16 protein-coding genes are annotated in these 12348 nt (G+C 65.4%); 6 read left to right on the top strand and 10 right to left on the bottom strand.

The genetic code is table 11. The features are described 5' to 3' along the window. Positions 1 to 10 precede the first annotated feature (10 nt). Complete coding sequence (locus EDF58_RS05850; protein ID WP_132263421.1) at positions 11 to 313, top strand: hypothetical protein; 303 nt, start codon at positions 11 to 13, stop codon at positions 311 to 313. Positions 314 to 493: 180 nt separating this feature from the next. Here EDF58_RS05850 and gatB read toward each other — a convergent pair whose 3' ends face one another. The 7 genes from gatB to EDF58_RS05885 all read right to left on the bottom strand — a co-directional run bounded on the left by gatB (position 494) and on the right by EDF58_RS05885 (position 6365). After that, positions 494 to 1990 (bottom strand): Asp-tRNA(Asn)/Glu-tRNA(Gln) amidotransferase subunit GatB, encoded by a 1497-nt coding sequence (gene gatB, locus EDF58_RS05855; RefSeq protein WP_132263423.1) that lies wholly within the window; start codon positions 1988 to 1990, stop codon positions 494 to 496. 1 nt (position 1991) lies between these two features. Further along, on the bottom strand, positions 1992 to 3491 hold the full coding sequence (gatA, locus tag EDF58_RS05860) for an Asp-tRNA(Asn)/Glu-tRNA(Gln) amidotransferase subunit GatA (protein ID WP_132263425.1): 1500 nt from the start codon (positions 3489 to 3491) through the stop codon (positions 1992 to 1994). Next, positions 3491 to 3793, bottom strand: a complete 303-nt coding sequence (gatC, locus tag EDF58_RS05865; RefSeq protein WP_132263426.1) for an Asp-tRNA(Asn)/Glu-tRNA(Gln) amidotransferase subunit GatC — start codon at positions 3791 to 3793, stop codon at positions 3491 to 3493. Before gatC ends, gatA begins: the two co-directional genes overlap by 1 nt. A gap of 135 nt (positions 3794 to 3928) precedes the next feature. After that, the gene (locus tag EDF58_RS05870; protein ID WP_132263428.1) at positions 3929 to 4432 is read right to left on the bottom strand and encodes an FKBP-type peptidyl-prolyl cis-trans isomerase; all 504 of its coding nucleotides are present in this window, start codon (positions 4430 to 4432) and stop codon (positions 3929 to 3931) included. 11 nt (positions 4433 to 4443) lie between these two features. Further along, positions 4444 to 5013: an FKBP-type peptidyl-prolyl cis-trans isomerase gene (locus EDF58_RS05875; RefSeq protein ID WP_132263430.1), complete on the bottom strand. Its 570-nt coding sequence runs from the start codon at positions 5011 to 5013 to the stop codon at positions 4444 to 4446. Between the two features lie 258 nt (positions 5014 to 5271). Continuing rightward, positions 5272 to 5478 (bottom strand): 30S ribosomal protein S21, encoded by a 207-nt coding sequence (gene rpsU, locus EDF58_RS05880; RefSeq protein WP_007688176.1) that lies wholly within the window; start codon positions 5476 to 5478, stop codon positions 5272 to 5274. 236 nt (positions 5479 to 5714) lie between these two features. Beyond that, a complete protein-coding gene (locus EDF58_RS05885) occupies positions 5715 to 6365 on the bottom strand; it encodes a hypothetical protein (protein ID WP_132263432.1) in 651 nt (216 codons plus the stop codon). 117 nt (positions 6366 to 6482) lie between these two features. Between EDF58_RS05885 and crcB the strand changes: the two genes are divergently transcribed. Genes crcB through EDF58_RS05910 form a run of 5 tightly spaced genes read left to right on the top strand, consistent with a single transcriptional unit; the run spans position 6483 to position 9772 of the window. Beyond that, a complete protein-coding gene (crcB, locus tag EDF58_RS05890) occupies positions 6483 to 6893 on the top strand; it encodes a fluoride efflux transporter CrcB (RefSeq protein ID WP_132263433.1) in 411 nt (136 codons plus the stop codon). Next, positions 6890 to 8215, top strand: coding sequence for an RluA family pseudouridine synthase (locus EDF58_RS05895; RefSeq protein ID WP_132263435.1), 1326 nt, complete (start codon positions 6890 to 6892; stop codon positions 8213 to 8215). The genes crcB and EDF58_RS05895 overlap by 4 nt, the downstream gene beginning before the upstream one ends. A gap of 8 nt (positions 8216 to 8223) precedes the next feature. After that, positions 8224 to 8874, top strand: coding sequence for an HAD-IA family hydrolase (locus tag EDF58_RS05900; RefSeq protein WP_132264174.1), 651 nt, complete (start codon positions 8224 to 8226; stop codon positions 8872 to 8874). After that, positions 8871 to 9080 carry a hypothetical protein gene (locus EDF58_RS05905; RefSeq protein WP_132263437.1) on the top strand — a complete coding sequence of 70 codons (210 nt, stop codon included), beginning with the start codon at positions 8871 to 8873 and terminating at the stop codon, positions 9078 to 9080. Before EDF58_RS05900 ends, EDF58_RS05905 begins: the two co-directional genes overlap by 4 nt. Then, on the top strand, positions 9077 to 9772 hold the full coding sequence (locus tag EDF58_RS05910; RefSeq protein WP_132264176.1) for an ATP12 family protein: 696 nt from the start codon (positions 9077 to 9079) through the stop codon (positions 9770 to 9772). Before EDF58_RS05905 ends, EDF58_RS05910 begins: the two co-directional genes overlap by 4 nt. Before the next feature lie 99 nt (positions 9773 to 9871). On the opposite strand, the gene EDF58_RS05915 is transcribed toward EDF58_RS05910, so the two are convergent. The 3 genes from EDF58_RS05915 to EDF58_RS05925 all read right to left on the bottom strand — a co-directional run bounded on the left by EDF58_RS05915 (position 9872) and on the right by EDF58_RS05925 (position 12338). Continuing rightward, the gene (locus tag EDF58_RS05915) at positions 9872 to 10426 is read right to left on the bottom strand and encodes an outer membrane beta-barrel protein (protein WP_132263439.1); all 555 of its coding nucleotides are present in this window, start codon (positions 10424 to 10426) and stop codon (positions 9872 to 9874) included. A gap of 293 nt (positions 10427 to 10719) precedes the next feature. Beyond that, positions 10720 to 11367, bottom strand: coding sequence for an ABC-type transport auxiliary lipoprotein family protein (locus EDF58_RS05920; RefSeq protein WP_243654089.1), 648 nt, complete (start codon positions 11365 to 11367; stop codon positions 10720 to 10722). Positions 11368 to 11399: 32 nt separating this feature from the next. Next, positions 11400 to 12338, bottom strand: a complete 939-nt coding sequence (locus EDF58_RS05925; protein WP_132263441.1) for an MlaD family protein — start codon at positions 12336 to 12338, stop codon at positions 11400 to 11402. Positions 12339 to 12348: the final 10 nt, after the last annotated feature.

Raw genomic sequence — 12348 nt, forward strand, 5'->3', positions numbered from 1 at the left:
GAGAAATGGAATGTCGCTGCTCGGCGGAACTTACGAATGCTCGACCAAGACCCCGATGGGCCACCAGAAGGGCACGCTGACCATCGTGCCCGAAGGTGACACTTTCACCGGCCAGATCACGGGCGATCTCGGCACGATGGAGCTGCGCGGCGGCACCATCAGCGGCAACCAGCTGAGCTGGAAGATGAAGATGACTTCGCCCATGCCGATCGACCTCGACTGCAAGGCCACGGTCGACGGCACCGCGCTGACCGGCACGATCAAGGCCGGGTTCTTCGGCACCATGCCGCTGGAAGGCACGAAAACGAGCTGATCCGGGAGTGCGGCGGCGGGATGAGACCTGCCACCCGCGCCGGCCTGACGCCGGGTTTTCCGGAGTGGCCGGACCCGGCGAACCGGGTCACTGCCGAGCGGACCTCACGCCGCACAACGAAAAAGCCCCGGAAAAGCGCTCTGCTTTTCCGGGGCTTTTTCTATTCGTTGAGGCGCAAGATCAGCCCAGCTTGGCCTTGAGAATCTCGTTCACCACCTGCGGGTTGCCCTTGCCGGCCATGGCCTTCATCGTCTGGCCGACGAAGAAGCCGAACAGTGCAACCTTGCCTTCGCGGTACTGGGCGACCTTGTCAGCATTGGCGGCGAGGATCTCGTCCACCTTGGCCTCGATGGCGCCGGTGTCCGATTCCTGCTTAAGGCCCTCGCGCTCGACGATGACACCGGCATTGTCACCGGTCTCGAACATCGTTTCCAGCACCTGCTTGGCGATCGAGCCCGAGATCGTGCCCTTGCCCACCAGCGCCAGCAGTTCCGCCGCCTGCTCGTGGCTGATCGGCGAGTCTTCAAGGCTCTTGCCCTGCTTGTTGAGCGCGCCGAAGAACTCGGAGATGAGCCAGTTGGCCGCCTGCTTGGCGACTTCGGCGGGCGCCTTGCCCTGCGCCGAAGCGGTTTCCGCCAGCAGCGCCTCGAACCAGGCGAAGGTATCGACGTCGGCGGTCAGCACGGCGGCGTTATAGGCCGAAAGGCCCAGCTCGCCTTCGTAGCGGGCGCGCTTGGCGTCCGGCAGCTCCGGCAGGCTGGCACGGCATGCCTCAAGGAAGGCATCGTCCAGTTCCAGCGGCAGCAGGTCCGGATCGGGGAAGTAGCGATAGTCGTGCGCGTCTTCCTTCGAGCGCATCGAACGCGTGGAGCCGGTGGTGGGATCGAACAGGCGGGTTTCCTGCACGATCTTGCCGCCCGCTTCCAGCACATCGACCTGACGGCTCGCCTCGTGCTCGATCGCCTGCATGACGAAGCGCACGGAGTTGACGTTCTTGGTCTCGGTACGGGTGCCGAGTTCGTCACCGGGCTTGCGCACCGAAACGTTGACGTCGGCGCGCATCGAGCCCTGGTCCATGTTGCCGTCGCACGAGCCGACATAGCGCAGGATCGTGCGCAGCTTCGACAGGTAGGCGCCGGCTTCGGCGGGCGAAGTCATGTCCGGACGGCTGACGATTTCCATCAGCGCCACGCCGGAACGGTTGAGGTCGACATAAGACATCGTCGGATGCTGGTCGTGCATCAGCTTGCCCGCGTCCTGTTCGACGTGGATGCGCTCGATGCCGATCACCTTGTCGGCCGGGATGCCCGCCTTCTCGTCCGCCTCGATGGTCAGCGAGCCCTCACCCACGATCGGGTGGTAGAGCTGGCTGATCTGGTAGCCCTGCGGAAGATCGGCGTAGAAGTAGTTCTTGCGGTCGAAGCGCGACCACTTGTTGATCTGCGCCTCGATCGCCATGCCGGTACGCACGGCCTGACGGATGCATTCGCCGTTCAGCACCGGCAACATGCCCGGCATCGCCGCGTCGATCAGCGAGACCTGGCTGTTCGGCTCCGCGCCGAACGCCGTCGCCGAGCCGGAGAACAGCTTGGAGTTCGAGGTGACCTGCGCGTGGACTTCGAGGCCGATCACGACCTCCCAGTCACCGGTGGCGCCCTGGATGCGATACGTGCTCATATTACCACCACTTCTCGGGCTTGGCCGCGAACTGCGCGCGCTGTTCGAGCGCGAGACCCGCGTTCAGCACGCCCTGTTCGTCGAAAGCCTTGCCGATGACCTGAAGACCCAGCGGCAGACCTTCGCGGTTGAGGCCGGCCGGGACCGACATCGCCGGAAGACCTGCGAGCGAGGCCGGCACCGCGAAGACGTCGTTGAGGTACATCTTCAGCGGATCGTCGACGTTCTCACCCAGGCCGAAAGCGGCCGAAGGCGCGGTCGGCGCGAGGATCACGTCGCACTGCTCGAAAGCCTTGGCGAAGTCCTGTGCGATCAGCGCGCGGACCTTCTGGGCCTGCGTGTAGTAGGCGTCGTAGAAGCCGGCCGAGAGCACGTAAGTGCCGATCAGGATGCGGCGCTTCACCTCGGGGCCGAAACCGGCGGCGCGGGTCGCGGCGTACATGTCCTGAAGGTTGGCACCGTCCGGCAGATCGCGCAGGCCGTAACGCACGCCGTCATAGCGCGCGAGGTTGGACGAGGCTTCGGCAGGCGCAATGATGTAGTAGGTCGGCAGCGCGTACTTGGTGTGCGGCAGCGAAATCTCGACGATCTCCGCGCCCGCATCCTTCAGCCAGGCGATGCCGTCGTCCCACGACTTCGACACGTCCTCATCAAGGCCATCGACGCGGTATTCCTTCGGAATGCCGACCTTCTTGCCCTTCATGTCGCCGGAAAGCGCGGCTTCCCAGTTCGGCACCGGCAGGTCGAGGCTGGTCGAATCCTTGGCGTCGAAACCGGCCATGGCTTCGAGCATGATCGCGCAGTCCTGCACCGAGCGGGCCATCGGGCCCGCCTGGTCGAGCGAACTGGCGAAAGCGACCACGCCCCAGCGCGAGCAGCGGCCATAGGTCGGCTTGATGCCGGTGGTGCCGGTGAAAGCGGCGGGCTGGCGGATCGAGCCGCCGGTATCCGTGCCGGTCGCTGCCGGGCAGAGGCGCGCGGCGAGAGCCGACGACGAACCGCCCGAGGAACCACCCGGAGCCAGCGCGGCGTTGCCGCCGTCATTCCGCTTCCACGGCGAGATCACGTTGCCGAAATAGCTGGTCTCGTTCGACGAGCCCATGGCGAACTGGTCGAGGTTGAGCTTGCCCAGCATGCCCGCGCCGGCATCCCACAGCTTCTGCGAGACGGTCGATTCGTACTGCGGCTTGAAGCCTTCCAGCATGTGGCTGGCGGCCGTGGTCTGCACGTCGAAAGTCGCGAACAGGTCCTTCATGCCGATCGGCACGCCGCCCATCTTGCCGAGCGCTTCGCCGCGCGCACGCTTGGCATCGGTGGCCTGTGCGGCTTCGATCGCCTTTTCGGGCGTGGCGATGATGAAGGCGTTCAGCGCTTCCTGCGCGGCGGCGACATTGGCGTTGAACGCTTCTGCCACTTCGACGGCGGAGAAATCGCCGTTCGCAACGCCGTCGCGGATCTGCGCGACGCCGAGTTCCGTAAGAGAGTTTGAAGTATCGGGCATTATTCGATCACCTTGGGCACGCCGAAGAAGCCGTGTTCGGCGGCGGGAGCATTGGCCAGAACGGCATCGCGCTTGTTGCCGCCGGTCAGCGGATCGGCATCGATCACGTCATCGCGCAGGCGCAGCGTGTTGGGGATGACGGCGGTCATCGGCTCAACTTGCGAGGTATCGACTTCGCCGAGCTGCTCTACCCAGGCGAGAATGCCGTTGAGTTCGGGGACCATCGCCTCGATTTCAGCCTCGCTCACCTTGATGCGGGCAAGGCTGGCGATCTTCGCAACGGTTGCGGTATCGACCGACATGGCTTTCCTTCAGGTTTGACCGGCGTGGCGCACCACGCCGGGAGATCAGTCCGGGCAGCTAGCACCCGGCCGAATTTGCTTCAAGCAGGGACGCCTCCGCGAGGAGCACGCCCCGATGCGCTATTGGCAGGCGCGTTACTGGCCGGATTGACCCGGTTGCGCCTGCTCCTGGCCTTGACCTTGTTGTGCCGCGATCATCGCGTCCAGCTCGGCCTGGGTCTTGAAGTCCAGCAAGGTGACTTCGAAGACGAGATCCGAATTCGGCGGAATCGGTCCGCCGCCCTCGGCGCCGTAGGCCAGCTCCGAAGGGATCTCCAGGCGATAGCTGCCGCCGCGCTGCATCTGTACGAGGCCGTCGGCAAAGCCGGGCACGACGCTTCCAACCGCCATCGGCATCTGCTCGTTCTGGTCGAACACGGTGCCGTCCTTGAGCATGCCCTTGTAGCTCACCAGCACATAGTCCTCGCGGGTGGGCTTTTCGCCCTGCCCCGCGGTCAGCGTGGTGACGGCGACCTTGCGGGCCGGCGCGGCAGCCGTTGAGCCGACAGCCGGCGCGGCCTTTTCCTGCGCGGCGGCCGGAGCCGCGGCAGGCAGGACGAAAGCCAGCGCCAGAAGCGAAGAGCCGATCTTGCGGTTCATGAAGGACGCGATCAGCGTGCCGGGCCTTCGGCGCCGGGTACGACACCGCCCGGAAGGGCGCCGCCGGGGATGGCCGCGCCGGGTGCGCCAGGAGCACCGCCGCCCTGCATCTGCTGGAGCTGCTGCATCAGGCGCTGCTGCTGTTCGATCTCGGCGCGGCTCTTGAAGTCCAGCAGCTCGATCTCGAAGTTCAGGTCCGTGTTCGCCGGGATCTGGCCCACGGCCTTGTCGCCGTAAGCAAGCTTCGCGGGAATCTCGACGTCGTACTTGCCGCCGCGCTGCATCTTCACCAGCGCCTTGGAGAAGCCCGGGATCACTTCGTTGAGCGCCATCGGCACCTGCTGGGCCTGGTCGAAGACCTTACCGTCAGGCAGCGTGCCCTTGTAGTTGATGAGCACCACGTCCGCCACGGTCGGCGATTCGCCGGTGCCGGCGGTCAGCGTCTTGACATGGACCTGCGGCGGCAGGGCAGCATAGGCGACACCACCCGCGGCCAGCGCGATTGCAGCGACGCCGAGCCAGATCTTGCCCAGCGAGCCCTTTTCAATCGGCTGCAGCGGAACGCGAGTGATCTCAGTCATGGTCTAGGGCCTCGTTCGGGTTCGCCCGCCAGGAACACCTGCACGGCAGATGCACAAAGGGCGCGGATGGAAATTTCCGCGCCCTCATGGCTCAAGCCGGAGCGGCGTTCAAGCCGCAAGCCGAGCAATTTAAGATGTGCCAATCACAATCGTGTCATCACGATCCTGACTGTAGCGGCATCCTTGCGCGAGGCCCGCTCGGAAACGGGAACCATGCGCTGCCGCAACCCCGCCCACCGGGCGGGGCCGACGCCGATCTTACTTGGCGCCGTCACGCTCCATGCGCTTACGCTCCAGCTTGCGGGCGCGACGCACAGCGGCGGCCTTTTCGCGAGCGCGCTTTTCCGACGGCTTTTCGTAGTGACGGCGCAGCTTCATCTCGCGGTAGACGCCTTCACGCTGCAGCTTCTTCTTGAGCGCACGAAGAGCCTGATCGACGTTATTGTCGCGGACGAGAATCTGCATAAACCGACACACCTCACAAATCAAAAGTACGAATTCCGCATTCCGACGCGGAAGGTACCCTGAAAGAAAAACACGAATTTGCACCGAATCCCATGGCGGGGTCGGCTCGAAGTTGGGGGCCGCTAGCACTGCCAGCACCGGAAGGCAAGCAACCTTGGCTGTTTTCTTGGCCCGGATGCGCTCTCCACCGGGTTTCGAAGCCCCGATGGAGAGCACTTATACACCGATAGAAAGGATCAGGCCAGTTGATCCACGACCAGGCCCGCGGCGGAAACCGCAGCCGAGGTCGCCGCCGAAGCGGTATAAGTCGTTCCCTCGGCCTGTTGGGCCTTCAGGTTCTCCAGAAACGCCTGCACGGCTGCGAGAGTCGCGTCGGCTTCGTCGGTCTCTTCGGTATCGTCGGTCGAATCGGTTTCATCCGTTTCGTCCGTCGCCTCGGTTTCGTCGGTTTCGTCGGCCTCCTCGACGGATCCGCCGCCGGGAGGCGGACCGCCCGCGCCGCGAGGGCCACCGGGACCACCGAGGCCGCCCGGCCCGCCTGGTCCGCCGGAGCCACCTTCACCCGCTGCGCCCGCATCGCCGCCTTGCGACGGGCCTTGCGCGAACAGCGACTGCAAGGCGCTCGCCTGGTCCTCGCTGAGCGTGCCATTCTCCACTTGGTCGGAGATCAGCGAATCGATCCGATCCTTCATCTGCGAAGGCGCGAGCCGGCTGCCCGATCCGCTGGTACCGAGCGCGTCGTCGATCGAATCGAGGGCCGATTCGAGCGCCGAGGCGTCCGTATCGCTGATCGATCCATTGCCGACCGCAGTCGATATCTTGTCGTCCATGTCCTGACGTGGATTGAAAAGAGCGCTCAGCGCGCTCGTCGACGATGAGATTTGCATTATTATGTCTCCTTGCGGAGTGGGGTCGCACCCTGGAACCTTTATAGATGACTGCCCTGCCGGACGGTTCGGACGGCGACGATTGGAAAACTGCGCATTCGCGGCTAAGGCGGCGCGATGTCCCAACCTTCCTTTCTTGCCTCCTCGCTCTTCGTGGCGTTCGGCGGCGGTCTAGGCTCCTGGCTCCGGTATCTTGCCGGGCTGGCCTGGACCACCGCCATCGGACCTGTCCGCGCCGGCGCGTTTCCCTATGGCACCCTGACCGTCAATGTCGTCGGCAGCCTTGCCATGGGCGTGCTGGCCGGCTGGCTACTGCTGCGCGGCACCGAGGGCGAGAGCGCTCGCCTGCTTATCGGCGTCGGCGTATTAGGCGGCTTCACCACGTTTTCCTCGTTCAGCCTCGATACCATTGCCCTCGTCTCGCGCGGGCAGGTCGGTCTTGCGGCTTTCTATGTCGCGATCACGCTGATCGCAGGCTTCGCCGCGCTGTTTGCCGGTCTTTCCATCATGAAGGGAGTCGCCGCATGAGCCGCGACAATTCGGACACTGTCCGCCAATTTACCGTAGGCCGCGACGATGAAGGCGTTCGTCTCGATCGCTGGTTCAAGCGCCACTTGCCCGAAGTGGGCTTCGCCATGGTCTCGCGCTGGGCGCGAACCGGGCAGATCCGCGTCGACGGCAAGCGCGCCGATGTCGATACCCGCCTGACGCCCGGGCAGGTCCTGCGCGTACCGCCGGGCGGCGAGGCCAAGCCCGGCCTGGGCGGATCGCGCCCGCGCCGCGAACTGACCGAGGAAGAGATCGAACGCGCCGACGCCATGGTCCTCACGCAGGACCGCGCCGCCATCGTGCTCAACAAGCCGCCGGGCCTCGCCACGCAGGGCGGCTCGGGCATGAAGGAGCACGTCGACGGCCTGCTCGACGCTTATGCCGGAAAGGGTCCGCGTCCGCGCCTGGTCCACCGCCTCGACAAGGACACCTCGGGCGTTCTGCTCGTCGCCCGCACGCCGGGCAGCGCCGCGTTCTTCTCCAAGCGGTTCTCCGGTCGCACCGCGCGCAAGATCTACTGGGCGCTGGTGGTCGGCGTGCCGAGCATCAACGATGGCATGATCGAGCTGCCGCTCGCCAAGCAGCCGGGCACCGGCGGAGAGAAGATGCACGTCGATGAGGAAGGCGGCCAGTCGGCCCGCACCCGCTACCGCGTGCTCGATCGCGCCGGCAACCGCGCCGCCTGGGTGGAACTCCACCCGCTGACCGGTCGTACGCACCAGCTTCGCGTCCACATGGCTGCCATTGGCCACCCCATCGTCGGCGACGGCAAGTACGGCGGGCAGGAAGCGTTCCTCTCGGGCACGATCAGCCGCAAGATGCACCTTCATGCGCGCCGCCTGATCATCGATCACCCGGACGGCGTGCCGCTGGACGTGACCGCCCCCCTGCCCGAGCATTTCGCCAATTCGCTGGCCTCGCTCGGCTTCGACGAGAACGACGGTGCCGAATTGCCCGAAGCGCCCCCGGCGCCCGGCAAGGACGACGAGAAGCGCATGGCCAAGGCCCATGCCAAGCAGTACCGCAAGGAACGCCGCGGCGAACGCCGCTCACGCCGCGACGGCAGCTCGGAACGCCCCGGTTCGCGCGGCAAGCCTTCGGGCAAGCCCGGCAGCAAGCTGGGTGTCAAGCCTGCCGGAAAACCCGCGGGCAGGCCGGCGGCCAAGGCCGGACCCGGCGCGAAACCCGCTTCCAGGCCCGCTTCCAAGCCCTCTGGCAAACCCTCTGGCAAGCCCGCCGCCCGCCCCGGCGGCGCGCGTCCCTCTGCAGGTGGTCCGTCGTCGCCGCGAGGTAAGCGGTGACCACGTCCGTGAAGCTCGCCGTCTTCGATTGCGACGGCACCCTGGTCGATGGCCAGGCGCCGATCTGCGAGGCGATGGAGGCGAGCTTCGCCGAATTCGGCCTGGTCGCCCCCTCCCGCGCCCTGATCCGGCGCGCGGTGGGCCTCTCGCTGCCGCAGGCGATCCGCCAACTGCTGCCGGAGAGCGACGAGCGCCAGCAGGACGCCATGGCCGAGGCCTACAAGGTGTCTTTCCGCCAGGCCCGCGAAGAGGGGCGCGTGTCGCAACCCCTGTTCCCCGGCATCGAGGATTGCCTGCGCACGCTCCACGCCCGCGGCTGGACGCTCGCCGTCGCTACCGGCATGTCCGATCGCGGCCTGACGCATTGCCTGGCGGCGAACGGGATTTCCGATCTCTTCGTCACGCTCCAGACCGCCGACCGCCATCCCTCCAAGCCGCATCCCGCGATGCTGGAGGAAGCCTTGATAGAGGCCGGGGCGATGCCGGAAGCTGCCGTGATGATCGGTGACACGGCCTATGACATGAAGATGGCCAGGGCCGCCGGGACCCGTGCCGTCGGCGTGGACTGGGGCTATCATCACCCGCGCGAACTGATCGAGGCCGGCGCCGAAAAGGTCTGCGAAGCGCCGAACGAACTCATGGAGTACCTGCTGACGTGAGCGAGAAAGACCCCGCAAAGGCCCGCTTCGCCACGATCCAGCTCGTGCGCCTGTTCGGCGTCGCCTGCGTGATCGCGGGCATGGCGATCGGCGCCAACAAGCTCGCCGCGCCGCTCTGGCTCGGCTACCTGCTGATCGCCAACGGCCTTGTCGACGTCTTCGTCGTCCCCAAGATCCTCGCCCGCAAATGGCGCAGTCCGCGATGAAGCGCTTCTACAAGGAAGCCGGCGTCGGGGAGATCGATGGCCAGTGGCGCGTGCTGCTGGACGGGCGCCCCATCAGGACGGCCGGCGGCCGCGCGCAGATCGTTCCCACCCGCGCGCTGGCCGAAGCGCTGGCCGCCGAATGGGCCGCGCAGGGCGAGCAGATCGACGCCCAGTCCTTCCACTTGCGCGACCTGGCTGACTTCGCAATCGACGCCGTCGCCCAGGACCGGGCGCAGACCGTGCGTGACGTGCTGCCTTATGCCGAAACCGACACGCTCTGCTATCGCGGCGATCCCGAGGATGCGCTCTACCAGCGCCAGCTGGCCTTGTGGGAGCCCCTGCTGGCGCAAGCCGAACAGCGCTACGACATCCGCTTCGCCCGCATTTCCGGCGTGCTTCACAAGCCTCAGCCGGCCGAAACGCTGGCGCGGCTGGAAACCGCCCTCGCCGCCGAGAACGACTTTGCGCTGGCGGCGCTGAAGATGCTCTCCAGCCTCGCCGCGTCGCTGGTAATCGCCATGGCGGCGATTCGGTCCGATGCTGATGCCGAGGCCCTGTGGAACGCGGCCAACCTCGAAGAGGACTGGCAGGTCGAACTCTGGGGCGAAGACTGGGAAGCCGCCGAACGCCGCGCCGCAAGGTTCGAGGCGTTCAAGCTGGCGATCCGGCTGGCCGCACTGGCGCGCGCCTGAAGCTGCACGAAAAAGCCGAAAAGCCCGCCCCGGTCGAACCGGAGCGGGCTTTTTTTTATAGCCTTACGCGGCAGAGCCGCCGTGCAGAAGTCGCTCTGATCAGAACTTAACGCCAAGACCGGCAAGGCCGTAGTGGCGGCTGTAGCCCTGTTCGTAGTTCGAATAGTTGTATTCGACCTTGCCGAACAGGTTGCCACCGAAGTCATGTTCAAAGCCGGCACCAAGGCGGAAACCGTCGAGGTTGACGCCGTCGCTGTCCTTGTTGACGCCGTCGTTGTACGTCACGCGCAGCCGGGCATTGGTGTAGCCACCCAGCACGTAGAGCTTGGTCGTGTCACCGACATTGGTGCCGACGCGGGCAATCGCGGAGAGATCGCGGCCGGCGCGAACGCAAAGCTTGTCCCCGGTAGCCAGGAGATCGCTTGCGCATTCCTTGGTGGTGCTGCCCGAAATGCCCGCCTGGATGCCGAAGAACAACGCTTCGCGCACCGGGAAATCATAACCGGCGGCCACGCCGTAAGTCAGGCCTTCCGATGAACCGCCATTGACCGAAACGCTGTCGAGACCGGTCTGAGCCTGGACATAAGCCTGCGCATTGGCGGCGACGGGCGCGGCAAAAAGGGCGGCGGCGCCAAGAAGGGCGAACTTGTTCATGGTAGCTCCTGCATTCTGTTTTACCCGGCCGTTGCGGCCGCGGGGTCCGGGCCGAATACAGCGCAGGAAAATGCTTTCAATACAGCGCACTGAACAAGTCACGTCACAGAAGTGTCATTGTGATGTTTTTACAACAACACCGACCTCAAGAATGAAGGCCGCCTGCGAATTTCCGGAAAACAGAATATGAGAATAAAAATAAAAAGAGGCGTCTGAATTAAAATTCCAGACCGCCTCCTACTTATCCCGGCCCTGCGGCTGAATGCGACAATTACTTACAGAAATTGTCATGATTATTGAGGCGCAGCGCTCGCTCCGCCGCTTTTCACCCAGGTGGCGACCTGGTTGGCAACGTCATTCGCCGCCTTGTTGAGCGCCGGACCGACCGAGGCTGCTTCGGCCTTCACGCCCGGCACGATCGCCTCGAACCGCCGGGTCACGAGCGGGCCGCTGCGCTCGGTGCGGATCGCATCGAAACGCACGATGACCGACGACGTGGGGACGTCATAGCCCATCTGCAGCAGCCTTCCGCCGATCAGCGTCTTGCCGGTGACCTCGAAATCGCCGCCTTCGACGACGAGCTGGCCGGTCTGGGCCCGCAAGGTCTCTGCCAGAAGCGAGCGGAACTGGCGGCTCGGCTTTTCAATCCACCAGCCGTCCTTCAGATAGGACAGGGTCGATCCGTCCACCCTCACCGGCACGCGCAGCACGTCCAGGCTGCGATCGGCTTCGGGATCGAGCACGACAATGGCCTCGGAAATCTGCCCGGTGGACTGCGAACCGGCCGGCGCGGTCTGGTCCGGCGTCAGCCGCAGCAACAGATCGGGGGCCTTGGGCGCCAGGCTGATGCAGCCCGAAAGCGCCAGGGCTGCCGCGGCTGCAAGCGCGCCGCCGAGGATCGGGGTCTTGTGCCGGAGCTTCATCGCGGTTCCCATCTTCATTCTCGGTTCGTGCAGGCGCATGGATCGCCCGTTCATGGCTTGTACGTGGGCAGCTTCTGCCCCTTGATGAGCGCGCCTGCGCCCTGCTCGTCGATCTTTTCCGTCACGTTGCGCAGCGCCTTGCTGGTGGCGCGCAAGTCACGGATCGCAGCTTCGGCGGCGGGAAGCGTCTGCTGCGAAACCTGATCGAAGGCCGGCTGCGCATGCTGCAGGGTCTGGTCCAGCGTCTCCATCGACTTCTGCGCCGCGCCCAGCGTGTTGCGGAGCTGCTCGGCCAGCGAATTGCCCTGATCGCCCAGAAGGCTGTCGGCCTTGCCGGCCACGCCTTCGAACGCGGTCAGCGTGCGGGTCGCCTGGTTGAGCGTGCCCTGAAGTTCGGCCAGGGTCTGCTTCACTTGCGGCGTCGCCGACGAAAGATCCTTGGTCATCTTGTCGGTGTTCTTGAGAATACCGGTGATCGACCGGCGGTTCTCTTCCGAGAGGAGCAAGTTGAGGTTTTCGGTCAGCGTCGCCAGGCGCTCCAGCAACAGCGGAGCGTTCGACAGGATTTCACCCAGGCCGCCGCGCTTGGTGGGGATGACCGGCACGCCTTCCGGACCCGGCTCGGTCAACAGCGGCGCATCCTTCACGGCGCCTTCGAGCTGGATATCGGCAACGCCGGTGAAGCTGCCCTGGATCGTGGCGGTGGTGCCGACGGTGACGGGCACTTTCTTGTCCACCTTCACCCGCACGCGGATGAAGCTGGGATCCTGCGGCCACAGCTCGATTTCCTTGATCTGCCCTACCGGCACCCCCGCGTAATCGACGCCCGACCCCTTGGCGAGGCCATCCACCGATTGCTTGAAGAAGATGTCGTATTCGTTGCGCGCACCATCGTTCAGGCGCGCAATCCAGATGATGAACGCCGCCAGGGTCGCCAGAAGGACCAGCGTGACGGCTCCGACCCAGATATGATTGGCCCGTGTTTCCATGCTGATTACC

Origin of the sequence: Novosphingobium sp. PhB57 (genome assembly GCF_004342985.1) — a bacterium.
GTDB lineage: Bacteria > Pseudomonadota > Alphaproteobacteria > Sphingomonadales > Sphingomonadaceae > Novosphingobium.